At 49.6% G+C, this 14,008-nt stretch carries 14 protein-coding genes; 4 read left to right on the top strand and 10 right to left on the bottom strand.

What is annotated here, in order from left to right:
- Positions 1-35: 35 nt before the first annotated feature.
- From EDD53_RS11715 to mutM, 7 genes are all read right to left on the bottom strand, one after another.
- Complete coding sequence (locus EDD53_RS11715; protein ID WP_123793464.1) at positions 36-656, bottom strand: LysE family translocator; 621 nt, start codon at positions 654-656, stop codon at positions 36-38.
- Positions 653-1,759 carry a DNA replication/repair protein RecF gene (gene recF, locus EDD53_RS11710; protein ID WP_123793462.1) on the bottom strand — a complete coding sequence of 369 codons (1,107 nt, stop codon included), beginning with the start codon at positions 1,757-1,759 and terminating at the stop codon, positions 653-655. The genes EDD53_RS11715 and recF overlap by 4 nt, the downstream gene beginning before the upstream one ends.
- Before the next feature lie 50 nt (positions 1,760-1,809).
- Positions 1,810-2,928, bottom strand: a complete 1,119-nt coding sequence (gene dnaN / locus EDD53_RS11705; RefSeq protein WP_123793460.1) for a DNA polymerase III subunit beta — start codon at positions 2,926-2,928, stop codon at positions 1,810-1,812.
- A gap of 176 nt (positions 2,929-3,104) precedes the next feature.
- Positions 3,105-4,484 carry a chromosomal replication initiator protein DnaA gene (gene dnaA / locus EDD53_RS11700; RefSeq protein WP_123793458.1) on the bottom strand — a complete coding sequence of 460 codons (1,380 nt, stop codon included), beginning with the start codon at positions 4,482-4,484 and terminating at the stop codon, positions 3,105-3,107.
- Between the two features lie 776 nt (positions 4,485-5,260).
- On the bottom strand, positions 5,261-5,524 hold the full coding sequence (gene rpsT / locus EDD53_RS11695) for a 30S ribosomal protein S20 (RefSeq protein ID WP_123793456.1): 264 nt from the start codon (positions 5,522-5,524) through the stop codon (positions 5,261-5,263).
- Positions 5,525-5,676: 152 nt separating this feature from the next.
- Positions 5,677-6,453, bottom strand: coding sequence for an enoyl-CoA hydratase (locus tag EDD53_RS11690; RefSeq protein WP_123793455.1), 777 nt, complete (start codon positions 6,451-6,453; stop codon positions 5,677-5,679).
- A gap of 57 nt (positions 6,454-6,510) precedes the next feature.
- Complete coding sequence (gene mutM / locus EDD53_RS11685) at positions 6,511-7,362, bottom strand: bifunctional DNA-formamidopyrimidine glycosylase/DNA-(apurinic or apyrimidinic site) lyase (protein WP_123793454.1); 852 nt, start codon at positions 7,360-7,362, stop codon at positions 6,511-6,513.
- Between the two features lie 85 nt (positions 7,363-7,447).
- On the opposite strand from mutM, the gene ubiE reads away from it, so the two are divergent.
- Both ubiE and ubiB read left to right on the top strand, forming a co-directional pair.
- Positions 7,448-8,212 (top strand): bifunctional demethylmenaquinone methyltransferase/2-methoxy-6-polyprenyl-1,4-benzoquinol methylase UbiE, encoded by a 765-nt coding sequence (gene ubiE, locus EDD53_RS11680; RefSeq protein ID WP_123793453.1) that lies wholly within the window; start codon positions 7,448-7,450, stop codon positions 8,210-8,212.
- On the top strand, positions 8,213-9,748 hold the full coding sequence (gene ubiB / locus EDD53_RS11675; protein WP_123793452.1) for a 2-polyprenylphenol 6-hydroxylase: 1,536 nt from the start codon (positions 8,213-8,215) through the stop codon (positions 9,746-9,748).
- On the opposite strand, the gene EDD53_RS11670 is transcribed toward ubiB, so the two are convergent.
- The 3 genes from EDD53_RS11670 to EDD53_RS11660 are packed head-to-tail and all read right to left on the bottom strand — an operon-like array spanning position 9,741 to position 13,289.
- Positions 9,741-10,619, bottom strand: coding sequence for a phosphotransferase (locus EDD53_RS11670; protein ID WP_123793451.1), 879 nt, complete (start codon positions 10,617-10,619; stop codon positions 9,741-9,743). The genes ubiB and EDD53_RS11670 overlap by 8 nt on opposite strands.
- Before the next feature lie 48 nt (positions 10,620-10,667).
- Positions 10,668-11,345, bottom strand: a complete 678-nt coding sequence (locus EDD53_RS11665; RefSeq protein ID WP_123793450.1) for a flagellar hook capping FlgD N-terminal domain-containing protein — start codon at positions 11,343-11,345, stop codon at positions 10,668-10,670.
- A gap of 12 nt (positions 11,346-11,357) precedes the next feature.
- Positions 11,358-13,289: a flagellar hook-length control protein FliK gene (locus tag EDD53_RS11660; protein WP_123793449.1), complete on the bottom strand. Its 1,932-nt coding sequence runs from the start codon at positions 13,287-13,289 to the stop codon at positions 11,358-11,360.
- Between EDD53_RS11660 and EDD53_RS11655 the strand changes: the two genes are divergently transcribed.
- Positions 13,290-13,583, top strand: a complete 294-nt coding sequence (locus tag EDD53_RS11655; protein ID WP_123793448.1) for a rod-binding protein — start codon at positions 13,290-13,292, stop codon at positions 13,581-13,583.
- On the top strand, positions 13,570-13,923 hold the full coding sequence (locus tag EDD53_RS11650) for a hypothetical protein (RefSeq protein WP_123793447.1): 354 nt from the start codon (positions 13,570-13,572) through the stop codon (positions 13,921-13,923). Before EDD53_RS11655 ends, EDD53_RS11650 begins: the two co-directional genes overlap by 14 nt.
- Positions 13,924-14,008 lie beyond the last annotated feature (85 nt).

Here is a 14,008-nt window from a genome sequence, read left to right as displayed (position 1 = left end):
CACAAATATCACGGGAGATTCAGGCGAGGTGTCGCTTAAGTGAACGGGATCACAAAGGCGACTAAAATCAACAAAAGTCCAGCTGTAATATTCATTCGCTTCAGGGCGTTTGGCGACGATAGAAGAACGCGAATTTTGCTCACTGATGCGGCCAGTATGAAATTGCCTGTCAAAGGCACCAGTGCAGAAATCACACAGATTGCCGTGGTATCCCATAGCGTCAGGCGCGATAAATCAAAGAATCCAGGCAAGAGGCCCATATAAAACAAGATTGCTTTTGGATTGCCCATAATCACCACAAGCCCAGCAATAAAGCCCGCCCATTTGCCTGGTGCTGTGAGTTTAGAGTTTGTGGTGATGGCCTTGTCTGAATTGCGTATGAGCAAGGCGCCCATGATAAGGAACATAGCGACAGCGACCCATTTCAGCGCCACTAAGAAATAGCTAAATTCCGAAATGATCCAAGTCACGCCAAGCACTGCAAGCAGCGGCCAAAGCATATCTCCGATGACAACGCCAAGCGCCAATGGCCATGCGGCTGAAAAGCCGCCAGACAAGGTGCGCGCCAGCATCGCCACCCATACAGGACCAGGTGTTAAGAAGAGCACAAACAAGGCCCCTGCATAGAGCATCAATTCGAACGGCGTAATATTCACAGAACTTCCTTTAAAGTTGATATGCCCGCGTCTTCACCTACTTCAAAAGTTGCGGCGCGCGTGCTGAGTTCGGCAAAAAGCTCTGGGCCCGTGCCCGTCATAAAGGCCTGTGCACCCAGCGCACAAATTTCATCATATAGAGCTGCGCGGCGTGCGCTGTCGAGGTGCGCTGCGACTTCATCCAGCAAGAATATTGGCGCGGCCCCAAAGTCTTGCGCCAATGCACGACCATTTGCCAAGATCAATGAAATGAGCAGGGCCTTTTGTTCACCGGTCGAGCATTGATCCGCAGCTACGCCCTTTGCTGTGTAAACCGCATCCAGATCGACGCGGTGAGGGCCAATCAACGTTCTGCCCGCAGCAAGATCGCGGGATCGGTTGTCCTTGAAAGCGCTCAACAAACTCTCGGCCGCGCTGAGCATCGGGAATTGATCTGATGATTTCAACGTCAAGCAGGCTATGGGAAACGCTGTTTCTGCACCCGCTTGCGCATCAGTCAGGCGCTCTATGACCGTCAAGCGGTTTTGCATCATCGCGGCGCCCGCATTAGCCATTTGTGTTTCAAGGGCTGCGTACCAATGGGCGTCGCGCACCATGTCTTTTAGCAAACGGTTGCGTTCGCGCATGGCTTTCTCATAGCTCAAAACAACTTCGCCGTGGCGCGGTTCAAACGACATAACTATGCGGTCTAAAAAACGTCTGCGACCTTCTGGCGCTTCAATCCACAGGCGATCCATTGCTGGAATAAGCCAAACCACACGTGCGATCCGGCCCAAAGCAATTTGTGCAGCTGATTTTCCGTCAATTTTGACAGTCCGCGATGCTCCGTTTTCTGACCATGTTTCGATATCATGGCTTTGATGAAGTGATTGCAATTCGGCGCGGACTTTCCAGCCCAAACTTTCAGGTTTGCGTGCGATGTCTTCCATCGCCGCACGGCGCAAACCACGGCCCGGTGACAGCATGGACACTGCTTCAAGAATGTTGGTTTTCCCCGCTCCATTTGCACCCCAAATGGCGACAGGCCGCCCATCTAATTCAAGATGTGCGGCCCGATGTGAGCGGAAATGCGACAGGGTTAAGTCTTCGATGAACAAAGACATTTAGCTCGACTGACCTATTCCAAATCTATTCAACTTGAATGCCTTAGATTTTACACGCGCATCGGCATAACGACATATACTGCTGACGTGTCATTGCCTTCGCGCATTAAGGTTGGATCACCAGACGAATTGAACATGAACACAGCATTCTCACGGTCGACTTGGCTTGCGATTTCCAAAAGGTACTTGGCGTTAAAGCCGATCTCAAGGCGCTCGTCGTTATAGGCCACTGCCAACTCATCTTCGGCGGCACCACTGTCTGGCGCATTGACGGATAAAATAAGTTTGTCTTCTTCCAAGGTGAGCTTAACCGCGCGGGACCGTTCAGAAGAAACAGTGGCAACACGATCAACAGCCTTGGCAAATTCCGCTGCGTCCACTTCTAGCTTGCGGGTGTTGCCCACTGGAATAACGCGGGTGTAATCAGGGAATGTGCCGTCGATCACTTTAGATGTAAGAGTGATGTCAGGGGTGGCAAAACGCACTTTTGCTTCTGAGACAGATACAGCGATCATCATGTCGTCATCTTCTAAAAGCTTACGCAATTCGCCAACAGTTTTGCGTGGTACAATCACGCCAGGCATTTCTAAGGCGTAGTCAGGTAAAGGGGCGTCTATGCGCGCCAAGCGGTGACCATCAGTGGCAACGCAACGTAGTGCTTTGCCATCTTCGCCATCAGCAATATGCATGTAAACGCCGTTCAAATAGTAACGGGTTTCCTCGGTTGAAATCGCGAATTTTGACTTGTCGAACAAGCGCCGCAAGACAGGTGCAGGCACTGCAAAATTGCTGTCGTATTCAGAGGTGGTCATCACGGGGAAATCTTCTTTTGGCAAAGTAGCCAAGGAAAAGTTTGATCGACCCGCTTCAACTGTTAAGCGACCTGACGCCCCGTCATCGGTTAGTATAACCATTGCACCATCGGGCAGTTTGCGCACAATTTCGTGCAACGTTACAGCCGAAACAGTCGTTGCACCAGCGCGCTCAACCATACCAGCACATTTGTCGACGACTTCGATATCAAGATCCGTCGCGCGGAAGGAAACGGTGTTCCCTTCTGCTTCGATCAGTACGTTTGCAAGGATCGGAATGGTGTTGCGACGCTCGACTACAGACTGCGCCTGCCCTACGGCTTTTAACAGTTCACCGCGTTCAATGCTAATTTTCATGCCACCCTCGTCTCGTTCATTGGCCGGATGCTGAGAATATAACATTCACCATCACGTGCAAGATATTGTTGTTTGGACTTTGTTCACTCTTTGCGCAAGCGTCAAGGGTTGGCAAGCACCACCATGCGTTAAAACGCGGCGCTGCTGCCAGAGAGTGTCAGGTTTTTGCCCTTTGTTTAACCTTCGAGAGCGCGGCGAAGCATTTCGACATCTTCAAACATCTGGCTATCTGTGGTTTGTAACTCTTCGATACGACGTACGCCATGCATCACGGTTGTGTGGTCGCGTCCACCAAATCGACGGCCGATTTCAGGCAAAGAGCGTGACGTGAGTTGTTTCGATAGATACATCGCAACCTGACGTGGTCGCGCAATAACGCGTACACGTTTTGGACCAATCATGTCTGACAAACGGATTGAATAATGCTCGGATACGCGGCGCTGGATTTCTTCGACTGTGACCTTGCGATCTGACGCTTTCAAAATGTCCGCCAAACATTCCTGAGCGAGATCCATCGTGATTTCACGCCCTACAAGAGAAGCAAATGCAAACAGGCGCATCAAGGCCCCTTCGAGCACACGCACGTTGGTCGTGATGCGGTGGGCCAAGAATTCCAAAACGCCTTCAGCGAACACCAACCCAGGGTATTGCGTACGATAGTTTTCCGCCTTGGTTTGCAAAATGCCCAACCGCAATTCGTAATCTGTCGGGTGAAGATCAACGACCAAACCACACTGTAAGCGTGACTTGATTCGGTCTTCTAGATCCTTGATCTCACCAGGTGCACGGTCGGCCGAAATGATGATCTGCTTACCTTGATCCACAAGCGCGTTGAACGTGTGAAAGAACTCTTCTTGCGTGCTGTCTTTGCCTGCGATGAATTGCACGTCATCGACCATCAAAACATCTACCGAACGGAACAATTGCTTAAAGTCCATCATTTGGCGGTCACGCAAAGCTTGCACAAAGCGGTACATGAATTGTTCTGCGGATAGATATAGAACGCGCGCCTCGGGGTCGCGCTGTTTGATTTCATGCGCAATGGCATGCATCAAGTGTGTTTTCCCAAGCCCAACGCCACCATACAGAAACAATGGGTTAAAGGTAACTGGACCGCCTTCCCCAACGCGGCGCGCTGCCGCATGGGCCAATTCATTCGGCTTGCCAACAACAAAATTATCAAAGGTAAAACGCGCATCCAGAGGGGCACTTGGCAGGTCAGCCACTTCCACTTCTGGTGTTGATGTGGCTAACGCGCTAGTTTGCTCAACAGGCGCGGCCGTTGCTTCGGTTGGTGCGTCCTGCGCTGGGCGCGCGACCTCGACCTTAAAGTCAACCCGTGAAGCTGGCACTTTGGATGCCTTGAGGTGCATCAAGATTTGGTCGGCGAAATTGCGCGAAACCCAATTGGCCATAAAGCTGGTTGGGACTGAAAAATGGGCAACGCCATTATCTACTTTTTTCAGCTGTAGTGGCTCAATCCAATTTGCATAATCGTTGCGACCGACTGCTTCGAGAAGCTGTTGTTTAACACGTCCCCACGTATCGTTTTTCATATTCGTATTCGACCCAATTATATTTCTTTTTCAGTTCGCGCTGGCATTCAGCCAATCCCTTGGACACTGCGCGATCACAGTCCAAGACATAGCGCCTCAGGTCGTCTAACTCATACGGTGGTCAAAAAATAACCAACCACATCAATGTCCCTCACAACATTGATTGGCACACTCAAAAGAGCACCGATATAAATTGCATGTCCCAAAATGGCACGACCATATAATCTAGTCAAAAAATGACCAGTTATAAGCGTTCCAAAGCTGTTCAACGCAAGTGGACACATCAGAAAAAAGTCACGCCAAAGCGCTTATTCTTTTCTGGACAGATTGATCAGAGATACCCCTATCTAAATGACCAAACCACACCACTCAACAGATTGAGCAAAGCTCAAATTACAAACCAAACAGACGTTGCTGCTGGGTTGCTTTTTATCTGTGAGGAAAGTGAATGTCCCCCAAGACGACGTGAATCGCAGGTACAAACTAGCAAGTGATGCGCAGACCGCGCAACCGATCTTCGCGCTTGACTCTGTCTTTCCCAAACTCGAATCTTAAAAGCCTATAGAGTCCGCATTTCTCGTGTCTCTATTGCCGCAAAATCGCCTGAACAGAATTTCATTTATTTCAGGTATTGCGAATCTATCCACAGTTTAGTTAGGCGCTCACGGCCTTATAGATTCGCTAAATGGCGGAAATAAAAACGCCAATATTGGCCATAAAGCCAAAAAAAAGCGCACCCGAAGGTGCGCTTTCAAAATCTCGTCGAGGGCTAAAGCTTAGCCGAGTGCTTTTACACGGGACGCAAGGCGCGATACTTTGCGTGATGCTGTGTTTTTGTGCACGATGCCTTTGGTGACGCCACGCATCAACTCTGGCTGTGCTGCTTGAAGGGCAGCCTTCGCAGCAGCAGAATCGCCAGATTCAATTGCTTCTTCTACAGTGCGCAAAAATGTACGGATGCGTGAACGGCGCGCTTTGTTGACTTGAGTGCGGCGCTCAGTTTGACGTGCGCGTTTTTTAGCTTGGGGCGAATTTGCCATGGTGTCTTTCCCTTTCTAGGGCTCAATAAAATTACGTTTGCGCAATAGGCCCAAGTCCAAAACTGGACAGGAAAGTCATAGCCTGAGCGGGCTCCACGCGCATGTAGGAGGTCCATTAAGCGAGAATCGCACAAAAGGAAAGCTTAAATCACTTATTTGTCGCGAAACTGCGGAGTGCGCTTTTCTAAAAAGGCGGCCATGCCTTCAGCTTGATCGTCTGTTGCGAACAAGCTGTGGAAAGATCGACGTTCAAACCGCAAGCCTTCTGACATCGTGGTTTCATAAGCGCGATTCACAGCTTCTTTCGCTGCATATGTTGAAAGCGCACTTTTCTCCGCAATTTTTTCAGCGGTGGCGATGGCGTCTTCCATCAACTTCTTTGCGGGCACAATGCGTGACACCAGCCCTGATCTTTCAGCTTCTTCTGCGTCCATAAAGCGCCCCGTAAGGTGCATTTCCATGGCTTTGGATTTCCCAACAAATCGCGTTAAACGTTGGGTGCCCCCGAGACCTGCGATAACGCCGAGGTTAATTTCAGGTTGGCCAAACTTAGCTGTATCTGCAGCAATGATGAAATCGCACATCATGGCCAGTTCGCAGCCCCCGCCCAAAGCATAGCCTGCTACGGCTGCAATAATGGGTTTACGTGTGGCCGCGATGGCTGTGCTTTCGGCGCCAAAGAAATCGGTCAAAGCCATATCCGCATAGGATTTAGTTGCCATTTCGGCGATATCTGCCCCTGCAGCAAAGGCTTTTTCTGAGCCGGTAATCACGATGGCGCGCACTTTGGCATCAGTGTCAGCTTTTTCCAATGCCTGTGATAGCTCAACAAGCAGCGTCGAATTTAGGGCGTTTAAAGCTTCGGGGCGGTTGAGGCGGATGACCTGAACATTGTTTTTTGTCTCAACGACTAAAGTTTTGTAAGCCATATGCGCCCCTCGATTCAGATTTAGCAAAGGTGTATCAGCCAACTGGTTTGAGTCAATTTATCTTTGGCAGTTCGGGCATGAAAACGTTGAGCGGCCCGATTGAGAAATGCGCGTGATCAGCGCGTTGCAATTTGGCGCGACACACAGCTCGCCTTCGCGCCCATAGACTTTAAACTTGTGTTGGAAATATCCCAGTTCTCCACCAGCTTGACGAAAATCTTTAAGAGATGATCCTCCAGCTTCAATCGCATCCAATAAAATTTCGCGTACGATTGGCACCAAAGACGCAATTCGTTCTGGCGCTAGGTCTTTGGCTTTGGTTGTAGGGTTTATTCCTGCACGAAAAAGCGCTTCGCACACATATATATTGCCTAAACCCGCCACGACACTTTGATCCAACAGAGCAGATTTCACAGGTGAATTCTTGTTGGCGAAAGCGTCAATCAGATGGGACTCGTTGAAATCATTGCCAAAAGGCTCGGGACCAATTTTAGCTAAAAGCGGATGCGTGTCAGCTGTCGCCGTTTCAAGCAGATCCATGGCTCCAAACCTGCGCGGATCGTTAAAGGTTACACGAGCACCGTTTTCCATGTGGAGCACGACATGGTCATGTTTGATCAAAGCGGGATGCTCATGTACAAATTGCCCAAGCGGATCGCCAGACACAGTCATGCGACCCGACATGCCCAAATGCACCAACAATGTTTCGCCAGTATCCAAATCTGCCAGAATATATTTCGAACGTCGGCGAAGCTGCATCACGCCAGCGCCTGTCAATCGTTCTGCCATTTTGTCGGGAAAAGGCCAGCGCAGGTCAGGCCGATTTACATCAGCGCGCGTGATCACTGAACCTGTCATACTGGGTTCTAGCCCGCGTCTAACTGTCTCAACCTCGGGTAATTCGGGCATTTTGCACTCTCTTTGCTGGCTCTGACGATTGTCACGCGCGATGTGAAGCCTATAAGAAGTATAAGTTTTGCAAAAGGTGCAAGAGATGACACAGACAAATAACACATCCAGTGACAAGACGACCCACTTTGGGTTTCAAGATGTTGCCGAAGACCAAAAGGCTGGAATGGTCCACGAAGTCTTTACCAACGTTGCCTCAAAGTATGATGTTATGAATGATGTCATGTCGATGGGAATCCACCGGATCTGGAAAGATGCGATGATGGATTGGCTTGCGCCGCGTCCTCACCAACGGCTTTTGGATGTTGCTGGCGGTACTGGCGATGTGTCTTTTCGTTTTTTAAACCGTGCGTCGGGTGCGCAAGCCGTTGTGCTGGATATGACTGAATCTATGCTTGTTGAAGGGCGCAAGCGCGCTGAAGCCGAAAAGATGGCCGATGATCTTACTTGGGTCACAGGCGATGCGATGGCTCTGCCTTTTGATGACAATCAATTCGATGTCTACACCATTTCTTTCGGGATACGGAATGTCACCCGCGTTAATGAAGCTCTGTCAGAAGCCTACCGCGTGCTCAAACCAGGTGGGCGCGTGATGGTGTTGGAGTTTTCCCAATTACCGAATGCTGCCATGCAAAAGGCTTACGACCTGTATTCTTTCAATGTCATTCCAAAAATGGGACAGTTGATTGCAAATGACTCAGAGAGCTATCAGTATTTAGTTGAAAGTATTAGAAAATTCCCTGACCAAGACACATTTTTGCAAATGATCAAGACAGCAGGATTTGCCAATGCAAGCTACCGCAACCTAAGTTTGGGCATCGCGGCGCTGCACACAGGTTGGAAAATTTAGATGCGTGGGCCACACAATATTTGGCGACTAATCCGTACGGGTGCCACATTTGAGCGAACAGGCGCGCTGAAAGTGATCTTGGATGCAACGGATGCGCCGCGTTCAATGAAAATTGCGTTGCGCAGTTTGGTGTGGCCTTTTCAGTGGCTCGGTATCAAAGGCGATCAATCGCGCCCACCCGTTACCCGTGCGATTACAGCACTTGGACCAGCTTACATCAAATTCGGTCAAATTCTATCGACACGCCCTGATGTTGTGGGCCAAGAATTGTCCGATCAGTTGCAAGTCTTGCAAGACAAATTACCCCCGTTTTCGCGGGAACAGGCCATCGAAATGATCGAGGCCGATTTGGGCCGCAACATTGACGATGTGTTCTCTGAATTTTCTGAACCTGTGGCCGCCGCTTCCATTGCGCAGGTGCACAAAGCTGTAAAACGCGAAACTGGCGAAGCTGTCGCCGTCAAAGTATTGCGTCCTGGGATTGAGCGCGCGTTTCGCAAAGACGTGGATGCGTTTTATCTTGCTGCTTGGTTCATTCAACGGTTCTTGCCATCCTCTCGCCGTTTGCGTCCACAAGATGTGGTTGCCCATTTCGAAGGGGTGGTTTTGGGCGAATTGGATCTGCGTCTTGAAAGTTCATCGGCGGCAGAGTTCCATGCGAACACAATAAACGATGCTGGCTTTTATGTCCCAAAAGTCGATTGGGCGCTGTCTTCGCGCCGTGTGATGACCTTGGAGTGGCTCGAAGGCATCACGGCTTCCAACCTGTCAGAAATCAGCGCGGCTGGTCATGATCGTAAAAAGCTCGGCAGTGTCGTGTTGCAGATGTTCCTAAGTCATGCTTTGCGCGATGGTTTTTTTCATGCGGATATGCACCAAGGTAACCTCAAAATTATGCCCAATGGCGATGTCGCCGCATTGGATTTTGGCATCATGGGCGTGTTGGATGTCTATACGCGCCGTGTCTATGCTGAAATCATTTTTGGGTTCATCCGCAAAGATTATCAACGTATCGCAGAGGTTCATTTTGAGGCGGGATATGTACCCGCAAATCAAGATGTTGACCAGTTTGCGCGTGCGTTACGCGCAGTTGGCGAACCGATCTTTGGTATGGATGCCACGCAAATCTCCATGGGGCGCGTAATGTCATATCTGCTCGAAGTGACCGAACGCTTTGGTATGGCGACACGCACAGAATTGATTTTGTTGCAACGAACTATGGTGGTCGTCGAAGGCGTCGCGCGTTCGCTTGATCCCAAAATCAATATCTGGGAGGTCTCGCAACCTGTGGTCGAAAGTTACATCAAGGAAAGCATTGGCCCCAAAGCATTGGCCCGTGATCTTGGCCGTACAGCGATTGTGCTATCGCGTTTTGGGCCGAAATTGCCTGCGCTCGCTGAGTCTATTTTAATGGCGCAGTCGCAAGGGGCCGAGCCGGCTCAGCAAATGTCATCAGCGCGGCAGGCTATGTTTTTGGTCTTTGGGGGCGGTGTATGTGCTGCCATTGGTGCGATTGTCGCGATTGTCGTTAGCTAAATTCAGCAAGACCAGCGGCCGCATAGACTGTTTCGCCGCGCATGGCTTTCCAATGGCAATAGGCGGCGATACGCCAGCGCAAGAGTGGTTCAAATTCGGTATATCTGTCCGTGGTTGTTGGGCAATCGTAAGCTGCCAGTAATTGTGATGCTGTCACTTTCTCAGCATTTGAATTGCCGTATACAAGCTGCATGGCAGGGGAAAGCGCCAACGATAGATCATGAATTGGATCGCCAGCTCCAGGGCATTGCCAATCAACAAAGATCACTCTGTTTTCCATGTGGATTGTATTTGCAGGTGTTGGATCGCCATGCAAAAAACTTGGAGGAACCTCACCCACATCAGCCACAGTCGGACAGGTATCGCGTAGGTAGTTTGCGCGCGATGTCTCATCGCCTTTTAAAAAAAAGAAACCTTGCTGTTTGACCGAAGTCCGGTCGCATAAAACACGACGAGCTGCGCTTGGCGGCGTTAGTTGATGCACGGATGCAAGCGTCTTAAGGGCGGCTTGGGACGTAGATCGCGCTGGTTCGCCATCGATAAATTCATAAGCCAGACAACCACGACCATGGACGTGAAATAACTGGAGTGGTCGAGGGGCAAAACCGGAGGATTCGAGCGCAGTCAGGGCTGACATTTCGCTCGTTACATCATTGGGAAATAGAGGATTGGATCGTTCAGACCGAAAGATTTTAAACACTATTTGTCGGTCGTAAAACTGGCCTACGAAAACAAGGTTTGACCGCCCACCCTGCAAACGCCGCCATGTTTTTGCTGTACCAAATCCAGCCAAAGCAACGGCTTGTGCAAAGCCAGTTGGTAGATCGTTTGAAGTGTTTCGAAGTCTCGTGGTCTGCGGATCATAGGTCATATCCCGACTGTATAGAATCTGTTATTTAGGGTGCAATGACTTGTGAGTTTAATTTGGTTCCCTGAGGGCTGATATCGCATCTGCGCTAACCTCTGCGCCGCCTTCCATTACAAGAACTGTGTCAGTCCCTTCAGCGCGCGCTTCAGTGACGTAGCCAAATGCTTCTACCGTGGTTGTCGACAAATATTCGTCATAGGCAAAATTTTCGAGTGTGAAACTATAATTTCCATCCGGTAGTGGCGCACCATTTTCGTCCAGACCGTCCCATTCGTAGTAATCCCGTGTGTTCGGTATTTCTTGTGTTTGAACGACCGTGCCTGTTGCATCTTGAACCACCAAAAATGTGCGATCTGCGGATGAACTCGGGTTCGGTGCAAGCGTGATCGGAGCGCCGTCGTAATGGACTGGCGCTTGTGTTCTCGCTTCCATACCTACCCAACCTGCAATCTGTGCCATTCCCATAACACCCATTTGCGTGCCTAAAGATTTCAACAAATCGTTTGTCTGAACCTGCTGCTCAACCCCTGAAAAAGTCGCGAGCTGTATGGCATAGTCTGCAGAATCAACAGGGTTTAGGGGATCCTGATTTTGCATTTGCACCGTCAGCATTTTTAAAAACGTTTCAAAATCTGAAGTGATCGCAGAGGTCGATTCTTCTGTTTGTGTCTCCGCAGTGGATGTTTGCGCATAGGTCGTCGGTTGCGCTGCTGTAACTGAACTTGTCATAGTTGTTATTCCTTACAATCGCAGATCCATGCCTGAACTTGCAGTTAAATTAAGAGTTGGAGTTTGCTTTTTGGTCTGATCAAGCGGATGCGTCTGGGAGGCAATATTTAGGTCGCCGCCATCGGCACTTTTATGGGCGTGTTTGTCAGAGCCGTCTTGCGCATTATTTTGATTGTCTTGCTGAAATTGAAGGCTACTGTTTTCGTACCCAAGCTCAGAAAATTCAGCCAAAAGACTGTCCGCATTTCGGCGCATAAACTCGAGCGTATCAGGTCGTTCTGCTGCGATAACAACAGTCATTGCTCCTGATTCAGAAAGCTGGAATGTCAGCTTAACTTTGCCAAGTTCTTCAGGCGATAGGCTGATTTCAATTGGCCCGTCGGGCAATTGTTTGGCCACATCTGCGATCTGAGCGGCAAGGCGTGCAGGCAGTTCTGGTTGAGTTGCCAGTGCTAGCGGCAAAGCAGTCTGTGGTAGATCCGCGCGTTCGGCCATTAAATCATATGCCGCAAAGCTTGGCGTGACCTCTAGCTCGGTGTTGCTTTGAGTTATCTCTACAAATGAATCCTGAAGCGGCGCCTGTGTGACTGTCATTTGCGGTGTATCTTTTGTCACATGTTGTGTGGGCTCGGAAGTTTGCGTCGGCTCTGGCTGTAGCTCAATCTCCGGAGACTCTATTGGTGTCTCTTGCAATTCATGATGGACCCCGTCACGCACTTTGGCCTCTTGATCACTGGTAAGAATTAAGCCGTGTTTTTCGGGCGTTTGGGGAGATTGAGAAGACGGGGGCGAGGCCACGTTAGCCTGAGGTTGCTCTGGTGTATTCGAAACAGATTGTGGTCGTTCCGCGGTATTCAATATGGCAGGAATGTTCTTGCCAGCATCCGTTTGAATTGTTTTGATTGGGACATGCCTTGGAGGTTGAGGCACTTCGGAATCTGGACTTTTAGGCACAATAGGCGCGAGTGGTTGCTCAGCCTTTTTTTGGGGTTCAAATTCTGAGCTTGCCGCTGCCGCTTCACCAACGTTTGCATGCGGCATGGCAATATGCGGGCCACCCGAAGCTTGATCTAATATGGTTTGATCTCCGTTCGGCACTGCGGCCGTGATATCAGTGTGCAAATTGATTTTTGTAGAAGCAGGCATTGCGATGTCAGTTTTTTCAATCGCAAAACTGGCATCAAGATTCCTGCCAGAAACAGGAGTGACTGAGGTTGCGCTAATCTCGGTCTGGTTTGTTTTTTGCTCCAGTTGGGTGGCTCTAAGGTCAGCCCCCAACGGGTTTTCCTTGGGCGTGACATCAAGTATTTCGACTGTACTTTCCTGTGCAAAAGATTCGGCCTCAGGTGCCAAATCATCAGTGACCGCTTTTTCGTCAGAATGAGTTTCCACATGATGCGAGCCATAAAAATAAGCGGGCTCTGCGTTCTGCTGAACAGGTATCGTCTGCGCTGGATCTACTTCGATAGTTGTCGTTTCTGCGAAGACTACCGCGTCTTGCTCCTCTAGGTCATCCACAACATTATTCTTATTATGGTCAGGGATTCCCTTGGGGTGAGCCATAGGGATATGCGAAAACTCTGCTTTTTCGGTGCTTTCAGGGGTGCCTAATTGTGGCAATGGGTTCGCTTGATTCACTCCCGATATCGACAGATCTTTCATCGAGATTGTTGTGTAATCCCCCTCGGCTGTCACGCCATCACTGGCTTCCAAAGCGACCACACTTTCAAAACTCACGCCATCAGCCAAAGCTATCGTGTCAGTCGCAATTGGTAACTCTAAAGCCTGCGTTTGGCCTAGATTCACCTGTGGTTGATTTAGAATCATAAACTGCATTTTATTATCCGGAAATTCTTTCGCCGATATCCAATTATCACCTGAGAGAGTTACCGCTTCTTTACCAGTTCCCGATATTTCTAAAAAAAAGATATCGGAGTGAACCACATGGATATTACGGCACAGTCAGGGGCTATCCACACAGATATGCCCAACGCTCCCTCAAGGGATGAGAAACTGCGTGAGGCTTCAGAAAAGCTCGAATCGGCGTTTCTTGCTGAAATGCTAAAGGCGGCGAGCTTTGGAAAGACCCCTGATGCATTTGGCGGTGGTGAGGGCGAAGATCAGTTCGCATCGTTTCTAGTTCAAGCGCAGGCTGACAAGATGGTTGAAGCTGGTGGAATCGGTTTGGCAGAACAACTCTTTGAAGCACTTAAGGAGCAAGATAATGGGTTTGTTTAACGCTATGCGCCCCGTGAGTGCATTGATCGAACTGCTTGAAAAAGAACATGACGCGATCATCAAAGGACAGTTTTCCGTCTTGGTCGACGTGAGCGAACCCAAAGAATCTCTCATGCAAGCACTCTCTCGCGTTTCTCCGAATGAAGCAGATTTAAACGTCTTGAAAAAGCTGAGTGAGCGCAATCGCAAGCTGTTGGTTGCATCTGCTCATGGATTGAAATCAGCGCGCAAACGCTTAGCTGATCTCAAGGCACCTTTGCCGAGCTTTCAAACATATGGTCCATCAGGATCACGGGCGGACATGGTCAATAAGTCATTAACTATAAAAAAGAAAATTTGATCTTTGCCCTAATCATGCCACGTTTTTCTTAGAAAAACCGTTATCGCCTTAGGGAACTTTAAACCAATAGGCGGCTATGTTCAGA

This window comes from Pacificibacter maritimus (assembly GCF_003814915.1).
GTDB lineage: Bacteria > Pseudomonadota > Alphaproteobacteria > Rhodobacterales > Rhodobacteraceae > Celeribacter > Celeribacter maritimus.
The sequence above is the reverse complement of the archived record's forward strand: the minus strand, read 5'-3'. Positions and strand labels throughout refer to the sequence as shown.

Coding starts and splice junctions, on each gene's coding strand:
- recF (WP_123793462.1), bottom strand. CDS start 1,759: ATGTCTTTGTTCATCGAAGACTTAACCCTGTCGCATTTCCGCTCACAT.
- dnaN (WP_123793460.1), bottom strand. CDS start 2,928: ATGAAAATTAGCATTGAACGCGGTGAACTGTTAAAAGCCGTAGGGCAG.
- dnaA (WP_123793458.1), bottom strand. CDS start 4,484: ATGAAAAACGATACGTGGGGACGTGTTAAACAACAGCTTCTCGAAGCA.
- rpsT (WP_123793456.1), bottom strand. CDS start 5,524: ATGGCAAATTCGCCCCAAGCTAAAAAACGCGCACGTCAAACTGAGCGC.
- EDD53_RS11690 (WP_123793455.1), bottom strand. CDS start 6,453: ATGGCTTACAAAACTTTAGTCGTTGAGACAAAAAACAATGTTCAGGTC.
- mutM (WP_123793454.1), bottom strand. CDS start 7,362: ATGCCCGAATTACCCGAGGTTGAGACAGTTAGACGCGGGCTAGAACCC.
- ubiE (WP_123793453.1), top strand. CDS start 7,448: ATGACACAGACAAATAACACATCCAGTGACAAGACGACCCACTTTGGG.
- ubiB (WP_123793452.1), top strand. CDS start 8,213: ATGCGTGGGCCACACAATATTTGGCGACTAATCCGTACGGGTGCCACA.
- EDD53_RS11670 (WP_123793451.1), bottom strand. CDS start 10,619: ATGACCTATGATCCGCAGACCACGAGACTTCGAAACACTTCAAACGAT.
- EDD53_RS11665 (WP_123793450.1), bottom strand. CDS start 11,345: ATGACAAGTTCAGTTACAGCAGCGCAACCGACGACCTATGCGCAAACA.
- EDD53_RS11655 (WP_123793448.1), top strand. CDS start 13,290: ATGGATATTACGGCACAGTCAGGGGCTATCCACACAGATATGCCCAAC.
- EDD53_RS11650 (WP_123793447.1), top strand. CDS start 13,570: ATGGGTTTGTTTAACGCTATGCGCCCCGTGAGTGCATTGATCGAACTG.